Here is a 16,630-nt window from a genome sequence, read left to right as displayed (position 1 = left end):
CTGGACTCCGGCCTCCGCCGCGGAGGTGCGTACGTGTTCGCAAGGTACCCGTGCCAAACGGTGCGCACCCACAGCGTCCGGTCCGCACCGCGAAACGCCGCCTCTATTCAGCTGAATCTATTCCAGAGTCGTGCGCGCCGCAGCCTTCGCCGCCGCCGCTGCACTGTCGCCGTCGACGCCGAGCGCCTTCAGCACGCCGCCCATCAGCGGGATGATCCGTGCGATCAGCCGCTTGACCGATTTCTGCCGATCGATCGAATCCTGCAGCATCACCAGCATCGCACCCACCATCAGCAACGTGGCCGAATCGGACGGGATGCCTTTGAAATGCCCCGATTCGAGCCCTTCGACGATGATCTCCCGCGCCTTGACGTTTAGCGGATTGTTGGTCTCGAGCAACGCCGGCGACAGCTTGAGCAGCGCCGCGACGCTTTCCGGATGATCGATGGCGAAGCGCAGGATGACGAACGCGCCGCGCACCAGCCGCTCGGGCGGCGGCGTCTGGTCGTCGACCGCGGTATCGAGCAACTGGGCGACATGACCGCGCACCATCCGGAACAACTCGTCGGCCAGCGCCTCCTTGCTCTCGAAATGATTGTAGAGGCTGCCCTTGGCGACCTCCGCCTCTCTGGCGATGTCGTCGATACTGACGCTGTCGACGGACCGCGTGGCGAACAGCCGCTGCGCCGCTTCGAGCAGCGCGACCCGCGTCCGACTGACTCGACGCCCGGTCGCCTCGCCCGGCTTCCGTGCCGTATCGAGCTGTCCCAGAAGCGAGGGAGACCGCTTCGTACCCTCAGTAAGTCGTGGCCGAGCGGCCATGGCATGTTCCTATCGATACGTTCGCCACGGGGGCACGGGTAGCGTTGCAGGCGCACGGTCAAAATTGACCGCGCCGTTCAATTACAGTCCTTGTCCGATATCGTCAAAATGTGACTCGCACCCCGGCGCGCAGCGTACGCGGCTCGACCACGCGGCTGACCCGCCCCTCGACCGGTGCCGCGTCGAAGCTCGGGACATAGGTCTGGTACCAATAGGCGATATCCTTGTCGTCGCTCGCCAGGACGTTGAGTATCTCGGCGTAGACCTGGAACGCCCCGAACTTGCGGGCACCGCGGATATTGACCACGTTGCTGCCCTTGTCGCGCTGCGAATTGTCCTCGACCAGCGGATAGGGTCCGAGGTGGCGCAGGCGTACGCTCGCTTCCCACGGTCCCTTGATGAACGAGACGCCGGCCGACGCCGCATTCTCGAACGCGTTGGGAATATAGTCGCCATTGTCGTAGCGCGCATGGCTCGCGGTATAATTGCCGTCGATCGCCAGCCACGCGAACGGATGCCAGAACGCGACGATTTCATACCCGTGGCGCTTGCTCGCGGCGCTCGGCTCGACCGCGTTGGAATCCCCGACGAACCGCAATTCGCTGCCCAGGTCCAGCCACCAATAGGTCGCGGTCACGCTGACCTTCTTGAACTGGAACCGCGCGCCCAGTTCCTTGCCGGTACCCGCAACGAGAACCGGCACCGGCGTCGTCGTCACCGCGCCGCGCACGTCGTTGGAATGGAAACCCCTGCCCCAGCCCGCATAGACCTCGACATGGTCGCCGATCCGGTAAGCCGCCTGCGCCTTTGGCGACAGGATCGCGTCCGATCCCGATCCCTGCCCCAGCGCGGCAGCCTCCGCATCAAGCGCCCGCACCGAATAGTGATAATAATCGCCGCGCAGGCCGCCGATCAGGCGAAGTCCGTCGATCGGACGCCATGTCGCCGAACCGTACACCGCCGCCGAGGCTTCATCGACCGTGTAGAGGCCGAGCGAATTCACGAACTGGCGCGCGATCGTATGCTGCACGCCGACCCGGTCGATCTTGTCGTAGCGATTCTCGGTCCCCAGCGTCAGGTCGATCGTGTCCGACAGCTTCCAGTCCCTCTCGCCGGTCAGGCCGTACACCATGCGCTTGTCGATCTGGTGGATCTGCGCGCTCGTGCCGGTGGCGTCGAAATATTCGGGGTTCGAATACATGTCCCAGTTATAATATTGCGCGAAGGCGTTGACCCGCCAGCCCGCGCCGGACAGCTTGGCGTTGGCGATGTAGCGCGTCGTCTCGCCGGTCGCGGTGGGATCGGGCGAACAGAATTGATCCGCACACACCGACGATCCGATGATCCGTTCGGGAATTTGCTCGGTCGGTTTCCACGTCCCGCGATAACCGTGCAGCGTCAGCTCCAGCTCGGCGGCACCCAGCGGCTTTGCGTATTTCAGGAAGCCCGCATAATGGCGCAGGTGCTCGGGCTGCTGCCACGGCCCGTCATACACGCGGAACTCGCCGACCGCCGTCAGGTCGCCGCCCGCGACGTTCTTGATCGTGCCCCCTGCGGCGATCCGGCGATGACCGTATGATCCCGCCTCGACCGAAGCCCAGGGTCGATCGTAGCGCTCGATCGTCGTCATGTACGCGGCGCCCGCCATCGCGAAGTCGCCGCCGTCGGCACGGTACGGGCCTTTGCGGAAATCCTCGCGCGCGATGATCTCGGGGATCAGCCCGTTGAGGTCGAGATAGCCCTGCCCGTGACCATGCGTGCGGAAGTTCATCTGCACGCCGTCGATATAGGTCGTGAAGTCGGACCCGTGATCGAGATTGAAGCCGCGCAGGAAATACTGGTTGGCCTTGCCGCTGCCCGAATGCTGCGCGGCGACCATGCCGGGTACCGCCTCGAGCAGTTCGGCGACGCGCAGCAACGGCCGCACCAGCAGGTCGGAGCCACTGATCGTCCCCTCGCTGGCCGACTGCGCGGTCCCGATCTTGAGCTCGCCGCGACCGAAGACGACGATGTCGTTGGCCTTGCCCGCAGCGGAGGGATCGTCGGCGGCTGGTGCCGCAGGGTCAGCGGCGGGCTGACTCTGCGCCAGTGCCGGCACAGCCGCCATTTGTAGCAGGACACAGGGAACGACGGTCGCGAGCGCGCGGCGGATCGATGGTTTCAAGAAACATACCTCGAAGGATGGGAGCGGACGCACGACCATCCTCGTTCGGACGGCGGTGGATCGGTTCCCTGGTGACGCATCCTTCTGGGGTCGTCCCGAACAGGAACGCTCGCACGTTACGGTTCTAACCCATGTTCTGTAACGGCGCGTATCCACGTTCCGCAGCCGGCGAACGCGGCGCCCTCAACGCGAAATGCGCAACCGGCGGGGGGCCGGCTGCGCATCTGGTCTTTTCGGAACGGTCGGGAGGATCGTCAGGCCAGCGGGTAGGAATATCCGATCCAGCGGCCGAGGAAGACGATTACAAGCCACAGCGTCAGCGAACTGAATCCGGCGATCCTGGCGGCGCGCGGCGTCGGCAGCTGGTCGTCCCAATCGCCGATCTTGCGGTACGCGGTGATGTGGAAGATCGCCATGTTGATCCCAGCGATCAGGATCGTCAGCAGCTTGAAGCGGAACGGCATGCTCTGGAAATAGCCGGTCGCGTTCGACAGGAAGAGCAGCGTCCCCGAGATCACCGCCAGCACGAACGCGACCCAGGTGAAGGGCAGCATGTCGAGGATCAGCTGGCGCGCGCCGCGAAGGTGCGACGCCACCCCGATCAGCCGCAGGTCGACGATCGCGATCGTGCCGACCACCGCCGCGATCATCAGCACGTGGACGCTCTCGATCCACGGGAACAGCGTCGCGCTCTCACGGATCGTCGTCCCGATCGTGGACTCGTACAGCATCTGCATCAGCGCGTTGGGCGGCGCGGAATCCGGCATCATGGCTTGGTCTCCGGAAAAATAGCGGGAATCATTGGTAGTAGGCGATCCAGCGACCGCAGAAGACCACGACCACCCAGATCGCGAGCGACGCCCAGGCGAGCGGCTTGATCAGCGCGGCGGCGCGCGCATGCTCGATCCGGTAGTCGGGGTGGAGGATCGGGTAGCGGAACAGCAACGTCAGCGTGAAACCGGTCACCACCATCGCCATCTTGACCCAGAACACCGCGTTCATCAGCACGCGGTACGGCTCGCCGAGCCCCAGCACGAACCCGCTCGTCAGCAACAGCGCCAGCGACGACCACATCCACGGCAGATGCCGCTTCACGACCGCGCGCGGCGTCTCGTCGGTCGCCAGCACGCCGGCCAGCCGCAGGTCCATCACGATCGCCGCGCCGACCACGCCCGCGATCGCGATGATGTGGACGCTCTGCACCGCCGGGATGATCCAGCTGGTCTCGCGGATCGCCGTGCTGATCGGCGTCCCGTACAGATGACTGGCAAACGATTGGAGTGACATGATCTGCTATCCTAAGACCTGCGCGTGTCGGGGGGCTCTTTGGGGGCCGCCCCTGCATCACGATCGATGACCCGCTTCTGCGGGCAGCGCGCGTAGAGAACCGTTTCTCTACGCGCGTGCTACCGTTACAAACCCGGTTCCGGCGGGGTCAGATCGGGTAATGACCGGGCAACGTCTCGATCGTGATCCAGCGCAATTCGGTGAACGAATCGATTCCCGCCTTGCCGCCGAACCGGCCGTAGCCCGACGCCTTGGTGCCGCCGAACGGCATCTGCGCCTCGTCGTGCACGGTCGGGCCGTTGATATGGCAGATCCCCGACTGGATCTGCCGCGCGACCCTCAGGCCGCGTGCGGTGTCACGCGTGAACACCGCCGACGACAGGCCGTATGCCGTGTCGTTCGCCAGCGCGATCGCATGCGCCTCGTCACGCGCGTGGATGATGCCGACGACCGGGCCGAAGCTCTCGTCCCGGAACAGCTTCATTGCCGGCGTCACCTTGTCGATCACGTGCGCGGGCATCAGGACGCCGTTCGCATCGCCGCCGACCAGCGTTTCGGCACCCTGCGCGAGCGCATCGTCGATCAGGGCCTGGACCGTGTCGACGGTCTTCTGGTCGACCACCGCCCCCAGCGGAGTCTTGCCCTCGCGCGGATCGCCGCACGGCATCGACGCCACCTTGTCGCGGAACTTCGCGGCAAATGCGTCCGCCACCGCTTCGACGACGATGATCCGCTCGGTCGACATGCAGATCTGGCCCGAGTTCATGAACGCGCCGAACGCCGCCGCCTTCACCGCCTCGTCGAGATCGGCGTCCTCCAGCACGATCAGCGGCGCCTTGCCGCCCAGTTCGAGCAGCACCGGCTTCAGATGCTCGGCCGCGCGCCTGGCGATGATCTTGCCGACATGAGTCGATCCGGTGAAGTTGATCCGCCGCACCGCCGGATGATCGACCAGCGCACCGACGATCTCGGCAGCGTCCTCGGGCGCGTTGGTGACGATCTGGACCGCACCCTTGGGCAGCCCCGCCGCCTGGAACGCCTCGACGATCAGCGCGTGGGTGCGCGGGCATTGCTCGCTCGCCTTCAGCACCGCGGTGTTGCCGCAGGCGAGCGGCATCGCGATCGCGCGCACGCCGAGGATGATCGGCGCATTCCACGGCGCGATACCCAGCATCACGCCGACCGGCTCCCGCATCGCCATCGCGATACAGCCGGGCTTGTCGGAGGGAATGATCTCGCCGGTGATCTGCGTGGTCATCGCCGCGGCCTCGCGGACGATCCCCGCCGCCAGTGCCAGGTTGAACCCGGCCCAGCCCTGCGTCGCACCGATCTCGCCCATCATCGCCTCGACGAACTGCGGCGCGCGCGCCTCGAGTTCCGCCGCCGCCTTCATCAGCACCGCGCGACGAGCGTTCGGGCCCATGCCAGACCATGCCGGGAACGCCGCCTGCGCCGCATCGCAGGCCGCATTGGCGTCCGCGACGGTTGCCGCATGGACCGTCGTCGCGACCTCGCCGGTGACCGGATTGCGCCGCTCGAAGGTGCGTGCGGCCTGCTGCTCGGTGCTCAAACCCGACATCTCGCTCTCCAAAATTCTTGTCGTTGTCGTGGGTAGGCGCGCGCCGCCGGTGTTCCGACTGGCGCGCGGGTAGTTCAGCGTTCGTTGACGAACCGGTTCTCGATCGCGCCGAGCCCTTCGACCGACACGCGCACGACGTCGCCTTCCTTCATGAAGCGATTGCCGGCGATGCCGACTCCGGCGGGCGTACCCGTCGCGATCAGGTCGCCCGGCTCCAGCGTCATCACTTCGCTCAGATACGAGATCTGGTCATAGATGTCGTAGATCATCTCGCTGGTCGAGGCATGCTGGCGCTCCTCGCCATTCAGTTCGAGCGTGATCGTCAGCGCATGCGGATCGGCGATCTCGTCGTCGGTCGTGATCCACGGGCCGATCGGGCCATGCGTGTCGAACGACTTGCCCAGCGTGAAGGTCGGCGAGCGGAACTGCCAGTCGCGCGCGGTGACGTCGTTGCACACGACATAGCCGGCGATCATCGACCGCGCCTCTTCGCGCGACACGTGGCGGCAGCGCTTGCCGATCACGACGCCCATCTCGGCCTCGTAGTCGACCATGTCCGGGCCGGCCTTGGGCACGTCGACGTCCGAGAACGGACCGTTGATGCACGTCACCTGCTTGTTGAACCAGATCTGCGTCTTCGGCGCGGTCTTGCCCGCCGCCTCGGCCTCGTCGACATGCGACTGGTAGTTCATGCCGATCGCGAGATACTTTTTCGGGTCGGCGATCGGCGCTTCGAGCACGACGTCGGCCACCGCGAACGACGGCGCATCGACCGCGTCGATCGCGGAGCGCACCGAATCGAACTGCTCGAGCAAAAGCCGCATCGAGTCGCCGGCATCGGGTACCGCCGCGCTGATATCGATGACCCGGTCATCGACCATTTTGCCCAGACGGGTGCGGCCCTCAACGGTAAACCTGGCAAGCTTCATCGGATCGATCCTCTCAGAATAATGTCGCGACATGGCGCGCAGCAGGTGTCGACGACCGTCCGAGCGCCCTTCCGGACAACCTCGATCCGACCACCGCACCTTGCTTTTTTCTTGACTAAGTTGTCCAACGATGACTGTCTAGTTCAAATATAGCATTGCTGCTGTGCGCTTGGTCGTACGGTCTGGCGGCGGTCGGAATGGCCCGGTGCAACGGCGCCGAAACATCAGGATGGAGGAGAGCGTATGGCAACCGGAGCGGTCGAGGCGGGGTGGCTGCCGAACAGGCCCAGTACCGAAAGTGCGCGCTACACCCGCGTCGCGATGTGGCTGCACTGGGCGATCGCGATCCTGATCATCTATAACCTGGTCAGCGGCCTGCTGGTCTGGGATCTCGCCGCCGGTTTCTTCAAGGCGCACAAGGCCTTCTACGGCTTCGGCATCACCTCGCACCTGTCGTCCGGGCTGACCGTGCTCGCGCTGACGGTGGTCAGGATCGCATGGCGCCTGTTCCACGAGCCACCGCCCTATCCCGCCGAGATGAAGCCCTGGGAGCGCCACGCCGCGCATGTCGCGCATTTCCTGCTATACGCCGGCATGATGCTGATGCCGCTGACCGGCTGGGCGATCCTGTCGGCGCATCCGCCCGCCGGGTCCGCCGGTGCGAAGGTCGCCCGGCCACCGATGGGCGCCTCGCCGATGGCCGCACCTGCGAGCGGCGCACCGGGCGGCGCACCTGGCAATGCTGCACCGGGCGGCCCTCCTGCCGGCGCACCAAAGGGCCCACCCCCTCCCCCCGGCATCTGGTGGGTCATTCCCCTCCCGGCAATCACCCCGATCGCGAACATCGGCTTGGAACCCGGCGGCGTCGAACCGCAGCACGTGCTGCACGAGGAGTTCGCCGAGTGGCACAAGATCGGCGGCTACCTGATGATCCTGCTGCTGATCCTCCACATCGGCGGCGCGCTGAAGCACCAGTTCATCGACAAGGAGCCGGAATTGCAGCGCATGGGCTTCCGCAGTCGCAAGCGTAACGCGGAATAATCCGCTCAACCCGATGCGAAAAGGGGCTGCCGGGTCACTCCCCGGCAGCCCATTTTTTGTTCGCCATCTCGCAGTCAAGCTCACTCCACGCCAGGCGCATACTGCACGTGACACGCATTGCACGCGTCGTTCAGCTTGAGCCCCGCCTCCAAATACGCGTCCTTGTTCTGCTTGCGGGTCAACGCCGCCAGCGTCAGCGCAGACCGTCGCACCCCCGCCACGCTGTCGATCCACGCCTTCTCGTCGACCCTGCGCCCCGGCAGCAGCAGGATGTTGGTCATTTCCGCCAGGCTGAGCGCGTCGTTCTCCGCCAGCTTCCACTCCTCCGCATCCTTCGGGAACAGCGAGTGCAACCCGGTCGCGTCGGACATATAGCCCTGCCGCTTCCAGATCTCCTGCGCGGCATGGCCGAACACCGCGCTCATCACGGTCTTGAGCGGCAGGTCGGTATTGTACCGGCCAGCGTTCGCCGAAGCGGCTGCCCCCGCAACGGGGGTCGCCGCATCCGCCGCGGCGGCAACGCCTTTGGCATAGATCGGCGCGAACGACTCGACTCCGCCCTTAACGGTCGCCGTGACGACGACCGGCTTGGCGGTCGGGTTTTTCCAGAACCAGCCGTGATGCCCCGCAAACCCCGCCTTGAAACTCCCTTGCGCGCTGGCCTTCGTGCCCTTTTCGTAACTCGAATAGTCGCCGGGCGTCGTCGGAGTATCCGGCTCGCCGTGAAACTCGAACTCGACCGCCACCCCGTCGGTCGACCAGCGATAGGTCATTCCGGCCCCCGCCTTCATCACCGCCTTGACCTCGCGCCCGGCATAGGGACCGAGGACGATCCGCACGCGCCTGCCCCCGTCGGGCGTCGTCGTGATCGCATCGCCCGCGACCGGCCCGGCGGGCGCCTTGCCGCCGTTCGCCTGTGCGATCCGTCTTTCCCCCATCGGCGTGAGGCCGAGGACGCGGCCGATCCCGGTCGGATCGACGCCATATTCGGCGGGCAGCACCGCCGCGACGGTGATCGCCGCCGCCGCGACGGTCGCGATCAGCACTGCGGTGTTCAGCCGCCGCAGCGTAGGCGGCGCAACGATCTCCGGTCCGGTCGCGGTCATGCCGATACTCCCAGGAAATAGCCGGCCATCTGCTGGCCGAAGAGAACGAAGCCCGCGGTCATCAGCACGATATTGGCGGCAACCGCATGACGCGCGAAACCGGTGGTCCGCCGCCAATAGCCCATCGCGATCAGGATCGCCGCGAGCGCCAGCAACTGCCCGGTCTCGACGCCCAGGTTGAACGCGATCAGATTGGCGATCAGGCCGTCCGACGACAGCCCGAGATCCTGCAATTTGGTCGCCAGCCCCAGTCCGTGGAAGAACCCGAAGATCAGCACCGCCGCGCGCGGATCGGGCCTGATGCCGAACCACCGCTGGAACGCACCGACATTGTCCATCGCCTTGTAGACCACCGACAGCGCGATGATCGCGTCGATCAGATACGCGTTCACGCTGGTCCGGAACAGCACGCCGAGGATCAGTGTCGTGCTGTGCCCGATCGCGAACAGCGTCACGTAGGCCGCCACCTGCCGCAGTCGGTAGAGGAAGAAGATCACTCCCATCAGGAACAGCAGATGGTCGTAGCCGGTCACCATGTGCTTGGCGCCGAGATAGAAGAACGCGCCGATCTGCACGCCCTTCGTGGTCGCGATATAACCCCGGTCGCCTTCCGCCACGTCATGCGCAAGCGCCGATCCTGCGCAACACAACGCGATCGTCGCCACGGCAAGCGCGACCGACCGTATCCTCGTCCTCGATGCGATCGTCATGCTTTCTCCCCGACTGCGCGATCACGACCCGCGCGCGTTACCGGACTGCGTTTCGGTCGCCTGAGCCGCTTCCACCCCAGCCAGATGCCGCTGACCGACGTCACCAGCCCCAGGATCGAGAGCGCCCACAGCATCACGTCCCAGACCGGACGATTGCCCGTCAGCACGGTCAGGTCCCATTTGTGGAGCAGGTCGAACAACCAGCGATAGACCCGCCCCCGCGCATCGACGCTGCCGAGCACGCGCCCGCTCGCCGGATCGATATGCACCCAGGTTCGCCCCGCATCGCCGAACCGGACGCGAACGACGGGCAGCTTGGGCAAGCCGTCGAGCGCGTACCAATAGGCATCGGGCGCCGTGAGCCTCTCGGTCCCAACGATCGGCGCCCCCGGCACCAACGCCGCTGGCGCAATCACCGGCGCGAACGGTGCAAGCGTCCGGGCGTCGACGATCCGCGTCCTTCCGACCCAGCGGATTTCGAGCACCGATCGGCCCCGCACCCAGGCGAGTTCGACCTGTCTCGCACCGCGCGCGACGTGGCCGAGCCGCCTGATGTCCGGCGCGCTCGCCCAGCGCGCATCCTCGTACCGCGCCTCCGCCTGCGCCGTCACGCCGCCGCCGCCGAACAGGCGGAACGGGTCGACCGACAACCAGCCGCTGAAGATCCACGTCAGCAGGAACAGCCCACCGATCAACCCGGCCCAGTGATGCCACAGCATCCACCCGCGATAGGGCGTCATCCGGCCGTCGCGGTAGCGCCTGCGACCGAAGCGGGTGCGCAGGATGCCGATCCAGAAGCCGGTCAGCCCCGCGACGATGCACGGCCCGGAAACCCACATCACGACCTGCCGCCAGACCGCATTGTCCTGCCGCACGACCGTGAAATACAGCCAGTGCGGCACCGATCCGAGCCAGTTCCAGAACCGTTCGGTGCGGACGGTATCGAGCACGACCGCGCCGGTGCTACCGGAGATATAGAGGCTGCGCGCATCTGCCCCTGCAAGCCGTACTTTCCAGAGCGGGCGGTGGCGGTCGAATGCGCCGGATACGGTCCATTGATCGCGTTCGATCCGTTCCACGCCGATCACCGCGTCGCGACCGAAACGCGCGGCGATACCGCGCGCCTGCCCTTCGGTCGGCGGCAGTTGCAGCGTGCCGTCGAGCGCCGAGATGCTCCGCTCGCCGCCGCCGCTGTCGTTGCGGACGCGCCAGACGGGAAGTGCACCCCGCATCTCCAGCACCATGACGCGCGGCGGGCTTTCGAACCCCTCGGCGCGCAACGACTGTCCGGGAACGACGCGGACCAGGCCCCAGTCGATCATCGGCAATCCCGCCAGCCGCTCGCCTTCGGTCAGCGCCGGAAACGGGACATAGATCATCACCAGCCCGGACACGAACCACATCGCGAACAGGATGCAGCTGCCGATGCCGAGCCAGCGATGCCCGATATAAAGCCAGCGTTTCAGCCAGTGGCCGATCGCCGGGCTCCAGGGCCTAGAAGCGGGCGCGGAGCGAGACATCGATCGATCGCGGCCGGCCGAGGATCCATTGCTGGTCGTTATAGGTCGTCAGCGCATAATCCTTGTCGAACAAATTGTAGACGTGAAGGTCGAGCGCGAGTTCGGGCCGGAGCGCGTAGCTCAGGCTGCCATCGACGACGGCATAGGCCGGTACACGGAACAGGTTCGCATTGTCCGAATAGCGCGCACCGACATAGCGCAGCCCAGCCCGTGCGCCGATCTTCTGGCCGGTCCAGTTCAGCCAGAGATTGGCCGAAGTCTGCGGTACGTCGGTCGGAACGTTGCCGGTATAACTCGTCCCGCCGCTGACGAAATCGTCGTAGCGCGCCTTGAGCACCGTACCGTTGGCATCGATCAGGAACCCGGCCGGCAGGGTGACGCGAACCGTAGCCTCGATCCCCTTCGACGACCGCTGGCCGATCTGCTCGACCGGGCTGGTCGGCGTCCGCTGTGCGGCGAGATTGTGCTTCACGATCCTGTAGGCGGACAGGGTTGCCGATACGCGGCCGTCGAGGAAACTGCCCTTGATACCGGCCTCGATCTGCTCCCCGGTCGCGTTGGTGAAGTAATATTGGTCGGCCGCGGTCGAATAGGTGGTGAGCGTGCCCAACGGGTCGACGCCCGTCACATATTGCGCATAGAGCGAGGTGTTGGGCGTCGGCTGATACACCGTACCGATCCGCCAGGTGGTGTTGTCGAGCTTGCGCGACCCGCTCGTGCCGCCGTTCAGCGCCGGCACCTCGCCGGTGATCTGGTCGCCGGTGTAGACGAAATTGTAGCGCGACACCTTGTCGCTCTCCGCGCGCACGCCGCCGACGATCGACAGCTTGTCGGTGAGCGTCAGCCGGTCCTCCGCGAACAGGCTCCACTCGAAGGTCCGCGTGCGATAGCGCGGCGCGATCCCCTGCGTGTCGTAGAAGGTGCCGGGATCGAACTGGTACGGATCGACGAAGTCCTCCTGCAGATCCGATCCGAAGTCATGCGAATAGGTCAGCTTGACGAGGTTCACGTCGAACCCGACGACCAGGTCGTTCGCCATGCCGTGGCCGAACGGCGTGCTGAGCTTGACCGTCCCCTGGTCGCCCCACTGCGTCTGGTCGTGGACGATGCCGGTATTGTCGGTGCGATAGATCGTCCCCGGCGTGCCGGACGTGCCGTTGTACCCGCTCGGGCAATTGCCGCTCGCATCGATCCAGCAATAGTTTTCGAGGTTCCGCCACTTCCGCTTGCTGGTCATGTAATAGCCGACGTTGCTGATCGTGACCGTGTCGCTCGGCGACCAGTCGAGGGTCAGCGACAGGCGATTGTCCTTCGACCACATCTCCGCGTCGGCGACGTTGTAGTTGCGCTCGCGAATCGCCGTGTCGAGCTTCCCGTCGATCAGCGGCGTGCCGAAATATTTGGACGGGTGCACGTCGCCATAATCGTCGCGCAGCGTCAGCGAGAACCGGTCGCTGGGCGCGAACCGCAGCGCGCCCGACAGCGCCAGGCTGCGCGATCCGCCGCGGTCGACATAGCCGTCCGACCGCCGATAGCTCGCATCCGCGCGGTAGGATACGGTCGGGGTGACCGGTCCGCCGATCCCGGCCGCGACGTGCGCCGTGTCCTGCGATCCATAACCGACCTCGGCGTCGATCCGCGTCCGATCGCCGCGGGGCATCTTCGAGATCACGTTGACCGCGCCGCCAAGCGAACCCTGCCCGTACAGGACCGAGGCGGGACCGTTGAGCACCTCGATCCGGTCGATCGTCCACGGATCGGTCGGGAAGGTGATCGTGCCCGCCGCCGGGAACAGCCGGATGCCATCGACCAGCTGCAGCACCGAGCCCTGCCCCGAAAACCCACGCGCGGCGAGCGCGGTGCCGCCATTGCCCGGGCTCGCGACGCTGGTGATCCCCGGCGCGCGCGTGACCGCCTCGACGACGCTCATGTCGCCCCGCGCACGCACGTCGTCGCCGTCGAGCACCGCAACGCTCGCCGGCGTCTCCAGCACGGTCAGCCCGAGCCGGCTGCCGGTCGCCGTCCTGGCCTCCAGCGACACGGTCCGACCGACCACGAGGATGTCCGAGCGGTTGGCATCGTCCGTCTCGGCGCTAGCCGTAGCCGCCTCCTGCGCCCCAACCTGCGCCCCCGCCACTCCGGCCATGCCCGCGGCGAGCGCCAGCACCGAGCAGGCATGGCGCAGGATCCGTATCGATCGAATCATGTCGATCTCCCTCAATGTTCACTGTCGAGGGTCCTGAGACGCATTCGGCCGCAGCCGCCAGTTACGTACCGTCACCGCACCGGATCGAACCTGCCGTCGCCGAAGTTACCCTAGCGAATGCAGCGACTTGCTCAGTTCGCCGAACCTGCCGAATTGCCGGCGCTCGCCTGGCGTTCGGGTTGCCAGATGCTCTCGGCGCGGATCGGTCGCGCCAGCACGAGCGAACTGCCGAGATTGAGATTGCCCAGCGTCCGCACTTCGAACAGCGCCTCGAAGGCGCCGCCGCCGCTCTTCGCATCGATCGCGTCGAGCTGTTGGCGGTCGACCGCGATCTCGGCCATCTGCGCCACCGCGGGGTCGCGCGTCCCGGCGATGATCAGGATGCGGTTGCCGGTCGGCCCGAGCATGCTGGCGATATAGCCATAGTCGCGCTGCGGCACCTTGCCGTCCGCGACCACGCCCCAGTCCGACTTGAACCGCCGGCCGCTCGCCTTGTCGATCAGCTCGTCGAAATTGTCGCCGACCTTGAAGCCGGACGCGCGGAACAACGGGTCCTGCAACGCGCCCAGTCCACTCAGGAAGCCGAGATAGACGACATTGGCCGCCTTGAAGATCTCGGGTTTCATGTCCGACATCGTCTCGACTCCGGGGTGCTCGCCGCTGCCCCCGGCCACCGCGTTGACGACCGGCAACAGGCTGCGCAGGCCACGCCCGATGCTGACCGGCAGATAGTGCAGGTTCACGTCGACATAGCTGCCGACCTTCTCGGGATTGAGCATCAGGTAGCGGTCGAGGTCCTCGCGCGAGTTGATCGCGAAGTCGCGCGTCAGCCGCGACACGACGATCCCGTCCGCCGCGTCGCCGAAGATGTAATAGTCGCCGAGCACGACCAATGTCGGCCGTTTGTTGTCGGCGATCGGCCGCCACAGATTGCTCCGCACCGCCGCGTCGTCGCTCGACGATCGGTCGACATAGACGATCCAGGCGATGGCGTTGAGCAACGCGATCGCCAGCACCGCGAGCCAGACCCGGTTGATCCGCCGCGTCGCCGGCGCCACGACGACGGGCTCGGGCGGCGCTGCAACCTCGTCGACGACCTCCGGCGAGGCGAGCACGACGCGGTATTCACCCAGGGGAATCGAGATCCAGTCGGGATCGCCCGGCGCCCGCGCGTAATGCTCGGCCAGCTTGCGGCGCAGCCGGTGGATATACACGCGCACCGACGCATCAAGCATCCCGTCGAAGTCGTTGGTCTTGTCGAAGACGTCCTGCGCAATCTCGATCTCGCGCGGAATGCGGCCGTCGAGCGAGCGTTCGACGAGGAAATCGAAGAGTCTGATCAGCGGTTCGGACCGGCCGAGGTCCCCGCTATCCCGAACGCGCTTGGCCTCTGCGGCCAGTCGCTCCCGATAGTCTGTGTCCGTCGCCGTCATCCCCCGTCGCTATCAGCCTTTGTCCGCCGGACAAGCGCAAACGTCGCTTTCGCGCCGCTCCCGACGGTTTCGTAACCTGTACGTTACGGTTCGGTGCTGGACGCGCAGGGGCCGAACGATAGACGACCGCCGCCATGAAGCCCCCCCGGATCCTCGCCCGCGCCGCAACACCGCGCCGGCTGATATGGATCATCCCGCTGTTCATCCTCATCGTCGCGGTCGTCAGCCACGGCCTGCGCGAACGGGCGATCGCGGCCGACGTGTTGCGCGCCGATCCCGAGGCGATCCTCGGCGATCCGACCCTGCGCGAAGCTGCGCTCGCTGCCGGGCATCCGGTCTACCAGCAGCATTGCGCGTCGTGCCACGGCGCGACCGGCAAGGGCGACCGGACGCTGGGCGTGCCCGACCTCACCGACGACGACCATCTGTACCGCGAGGGAACGGTGGCGCAGATCGAGGATATCGCGCGCTACGGCATCCGCGCCGGCAACAAGCATGGCTGGAACCTTGCGGTGATGCCGGCCTATGCCAGCAAGAACCCCGATGCGGCCGAACCGCTGCCGCCGCAGACCCCGGCGCAGATCGAGGTGCTGACGCAGTTCATCCATTCCTTCACCGCCGGCGTCAAGGATCACGCCACGCAGCAACGCGGGCGCGACGCCTATAACAAGGCCGGATGCTGGGATTGCCACGGTCGCGATCTCGGCGGCGACGGCGCGATCGGCGCGCCCTCGCTCACCGACGACATCTGGCTGTACGGCGGCACCCCTGCAGACATCCGCCGGTCGATCAGCCGGGGCCGCGCGGGCATGAGCCCGGCCTTCGCGCGCAAGCTGACCCCCGCACAATTGCGCAACGTCGCGGTCTACGTCGCCTCGCTGGCGCCAACCCAACCGGACAGGAAATGACCCAGCAGCCCCCTTCGCCGAACCCGGCCCAGCCAACGGCGTCCTCCACAGCTATCGGCGATGCCGTCTGGGACGTGCACAAGCCGGTCGGCCGCCGCTCGTTGCTGCTCGCCGCGCTCGGCGCGCTGCTCGGGCTCGCGATTGCCGGCTACGGCCTCTTCACCGCGCAAGGGACACGCACTGCATCGGTCCCCGCGGAGGATGCCGCGCTCGTCAACAACATCCCCGTCCTCCGTGCCGACCTGATCGCACAGGTCACCGCGCTGTACAGCCTGCCCTATTCGCAGACCACGCGACCGCAGCGACAAAAGGTCCTCGACGACATGGTCCGCGAGGAACTCTACGTACAACGCGGCGTCGAGATGGGGCTACCCAACGACGACATCGACGTTCGCCAGGCGCTCGTCCAGGCAACCGAAGGCCAGATCGCGCAGGACGCGACGACCGCCAAGCCGGCCGAGGACGAGCTGCGCGGCTGGTACGACGCCCACCGCGCGAAATACGCGACGGAGGGTCTGATGACCTTGCACGAATGGCGCGCGCCGGGCGGTGTCGACGCACGACGCGCGGTGACGGCGCTGCGCAACGGTGCGTCGCCCGCCGCGGCGGGACTGCTGACGACCGGTCGGGTCGACGACGGCGAGGAATTCTATTTCGCCGCGCAAGAGCATCTCGGCAAGCCGGTCTTCGCGGTGGCGCTCGGCTTGGCCGATGGCGCGATCTCGGACCCCATCCAGACCCCCGGCGGAATCCACATTCTCCAGATGGTCCGCAACACGCGTCCGGTCGCGACACCCTATGCCGAGGCGCGAGACCAGGTGCTTCGAGACTTTCTCGCCGACAAGGTCGCACGTCTCCAGGAGGGCAACCAACGCTTCCTGAAAAAGCGTGCCGACATCAAAATCGCGCCGGACCTGCGATGATG

General features: G+C 66.4%; 14 protein-coding genes. 3 read left to right on the top strand and 11 right to left on the bottom strand.

Going from position 1 to position 16,630, the window contains the following annotated elements; all coding sequences use genetic code 11:
• Window positions 1-117: 117 nt before the first annotated feature.
• From NLI89_RS10005 to NLI89_RS09980, 6 genes are all read right to left on the bottom strand, one after another.
• The gene (locus NLI89_RS10005) at window positions 118-822 is read right to left on the bottom strand and encodes a TetR/AcrR family transcriptional regulator (RefSeq protein ID WP_254686924.1); all 705 of its coding nucleotides are present in this window, start codon (window positions 820-822) and stop codon (window positions 118-120) included.
• Between the two features lie 103 nt (window positions 823-925).
• Complete coding sequence (locus NLI89_RS10000) at window positions 926-2,929, bottom strand: TonB-dependent receptor (RefSeq protein WP_254686976.1); 2,004 nt, start codon at window positions 2,927-2,929, stop codon at window positions 926-928.
• A 311-nt stretch (window positions 2,930-3,240) separates the two neighbouring features.
• Window positions 3,241-3,756, bottom strand: a complete 516-nt coding sequence (locus NLI89_RS09995) for a DUF6644 family protein (protein ID WP_254686923.1) — start codon at window positions 3,754-3,756, stop codon at window positions 3,241-3,243.
• A 28-nt stretch (window positions 3,757-3,784) separates the two neighbouring features.
• On the bottom strand, window positions 3,785-4,273 hold the full coding sequence (locus NLI89_RS09990) for a DUF6644 family protein (RefSeq protein ID WP_254686922.1): 489 nt from the start codon (window positions 4,271-4,273) through the stop codon (window positions 3,785-3,787).
• Window positions 4,274-4,421: 148 nt separating this feature from the next.
• The gene (locus NLI89_RS09985; protein WP_254686921.1) at window positions 4,422-5,852 is read right to left on the bottom strand and encodes an aldehyde dehydrogenase; all 1,431 of its coding nucleotides are present in this window, start codon (window positions 5,850-5,852) and stop codon (window positions 4,422-4,424) included.
• A gap of 74 nt (window positions 5,853-5,926) precedes the next feature.
• Window positions 5,927-6,781, bottom strand: coding sequence for a fumarylacetoacetate hydrolase family protein (locus tag NLI89_RS09980; protein ID WP_254686920.1), 855 nt, complete (start codon window positions 6,779-6,781; stop codon window positions 5,927-5,929).
• 243 nt (window positions 6,782-7,024) lie between these two features.
• On the opposite strand from NLI89_RS09980, the gene NLI89_RS09975 reads away from it, so the two are divergent.
• On the top strand, window positions 7,025-7,822 hold the full coding sequence (locus NLI89_RS09975) for a cytochrome b (RefSeq protein WP_254686919.1): 798 nt from the start codon (window positions 7,025-7,027) through the stop codon (window positions 7,820-7,822).
• A gap of 80 nt (window positions 7,823-7,902) precedes the next feature.
• Here the strand turns inward: NLI89_RS09975 and NLI89_RS09970 are convergent, their stop codons facing one another.
• The 5 genes from NLI89_RS09970 to NLI89_RS09950 all read right to left on the bottom strand — a co-directional run bounded on the left by NLI89_RS09970 (window position 7,903) and on the right by NLI89_RS09950 (window position 14,797).
• The gene (locus NLI89_RS09970) at window positions 7,903-8,928 is read right to left on the bottom strand and encodes a hypothetical protein (RefSeq protein WP_254686918.1); all 1,026 of its coding nucleotides are present in this window, start codon (window positions 8,926-8,928) and stop codon (window positions 7,903-7,905) included.
• Window positions 8,925-9,638 (bottom strand): HupE/UreJ family protein, encoded by a 714-nt coding sequence (locus tag NLI89_RS09965; RefSeq protein WP_254686917.1) that lies wholly within the window; start codon window positions 9,636-9,638, stop codon window positions 8,925-8,927. The genes NLI89_RS09970 and NLI89_RS09965 overlap by 4 nt, the downstream gene beginning before the upstream one ends.
• Window positions 9,635-11,158 carry a hypothetical protein gene (locus tag NLI89_RS09960; RefSeq protein WP_254686916.1) on the bottom strand — a complete coding sequence of 508 codons (1,524 nt, stop codon included), beginning with the start codon at window positions 11,156-11,158 and terminating at the stop codon, window positions 9,635-9,637. The genes NLI89_RS09965 and NLI89_RS09960 overlap by 4 nt, the downstream gene beginning before the upstream one ends.
• Window positions 11,133-13,364 (bottom strand): TonB-dependent receptor, encoded by a 2,232-nt coding sequence (locus NLI89_RS09955; RefSeq protein ID WP_254686915.1) that lies wholly within the window; start codon window positions 13,362-13,364, stop codon window positions 11,133-11,135. The genes NLI89_RS09960 and NLI89_RS09955 overlap by 26 nt, the downstream gene beginning before the upstream one ends.
• 131 nt (window positions 13,365-13,495) lie before the next feature.
• Entirely contained in the window at window positions 13,496-14,797 is a 1,302-nt protein-coding gene (locus NLI89_RS09950; protein ID WP_254686914.1) for a helix-turn-helix domain-containing protein, read from the bottom strand.
• Window positions 14,798-14,931: 134 nt separating this feature from the next.
• Here NLI89_RS09950 and NLI89_RS09945 point away from each other — a divergent pair, with 134 nt between their 5' ends.
• Both NLI89_RS09945 and NLI89_RS09940 read left to right on the top strand, forming a co-directional pair.
• Window positions 14,932-15,705: a c-type cytochrome gene (locus tag NLI89_RS09945; RefSeq protein ID WP_254686913.1), complete on the top strand. Its 774-nt coding sequence runs from the start codon at window positions 14,932-14,934 to the stop codon at window positions 15,703-15,705.
• Window positions 15,702-16,628 carry a peptidyl-prolyl cis-trans isomerase gene (locus NLI89_RS09940; RefSeq protein ID WP_254686912.1) on the top strand — a complete coding sequence of 309 codons (927 nt, stop codon included), beginning with the start codon at window positions 15,702-15,704 and terminating at the stop codon, window positions 16,626-16,628. Before NLI89_RS09945 ends, NLI89_RS09940 begins: the two co-directional genes overlap by 4 nt.
• Window positions 16,629-16,630: the final 2 nt, after the last annotated feature.

It is taken from the genome of Sphingomonas faeni (genome assembly GCF_024273235.1).
Lineage (GTDB): Bacteria > Pseudomonadota > Alphaproteobacteria > Sphingomonadales > Sphingomonadaceae > Sphingomonas > Sphingomonas faeni_A.
This window is presented reverse-complemented; position numbering and strand designations above follow the sequence as displayed.

Excerpts from the sequence above, each read along its gene's own strand:
- NLI89_RS09965 (WP_254686917.1), bottom strand. The coding sequence starts at position 9,638 with ATGACGATCGCATCGAGGACGAGGATACGGTCGGTCGCGCTTGCCGTG.
- NLI89_RS09970 (WP_254686918.1), bottom strand. The coding sequence starts at position 8,928 with ATGACCGCGACCGGACCGGAGATCGTTGCGCCGCCTACGCTGCGGCGG.
- NLI89_RS09985 (WP_254686921.1), bottom strand. The coding sequence starts at position 5,852 with ATGTCGGGTTTGAGCACCGAGCAGCAGGCCGCACGCACCTTCGAGCGG.
- NLI89_RS09960 (WP_254686916.1), bottom strand. The coding sequence starts at position 11,158 with ATGTCTCGCTCCGCGCCCGCTTCTAGGCCCTGGAGCCCGGCGATCGGC.
- NLI89_RS09945 (WP_254686913.1), top strand. The coding sequence starts at position 14,932 with ATGAAGCCCCCCCGGATCCTCGCCCGCGCCGCAACACCGCGCCGGCTG.
- NLI89_RS09995 (WP_254686923.1), bottom strand. The coding sequence starts at position 3,756 with ATGATGCCGGATTCCGCGCCGCCCAACGCGCTGATGCAGATGCTGTAC.
- NLI89_RS10000 (WP_254686976.1), bottom strand. The coding sequence starts at position 2,929 with ATGGCGGCTGTGCCGGCACTGGCGCAGAGTCAGCCCGCCGCTGACCCT.
- NLI89_RS09975 (WP_254686919.1), top strand. The coding sequence starts at position 7,025 with ATGGCAACCGGAGCGGTCGAGGCGGGGTGGCTGCCGAACAGGCCCAGT.
- NLI89_RS09990 (WP_254686922.1), bottom strand. The coding sequence starts at position 4,273 with ATGTCACTCCAATCGTTTGCCAGTCATCTGTACGGGACGCCGATCAGC.
- NLI89_RS09950 (WP_254686914.1), bottom strand. The coding sequence starts at position 14,797 with ATGACGGCGACGGACACAGACTATCGGGAGCGACTGGCCGCAGAGGCC.
- NLI89_RS09940 (WP_254686912.1), top strand. The coding sequence starts at position 15,702 with ATGACCCAGCAGCCCCCTTCGCCGAACCCGGCCCAGCCAACGGCGTCC.
- NLI89_RS10005 (WP_254686924.1), bottom strand. The coding sequence starts at position 822 with ATGGCCGCTCGGCCACGACTTACTGAGGGTACGAAGCGGTCTCCCTCG.
- NLI89_RS09955 (WP_254686915.1), bottom strand. The coding sequence starts at position 13,364 with ATGATTCGATCGATACGGATCCTGCGCCATGCCTGCTCGGTGCTGGCG.
- NLI89_RS09980 (WP_254686920.1), bottom strand. The coding sequence starts at position 6,781 with ATGAAGCTTGCCAGGTTTACCGTTGAGGGCCGCACCCGTCTGGGCAAA.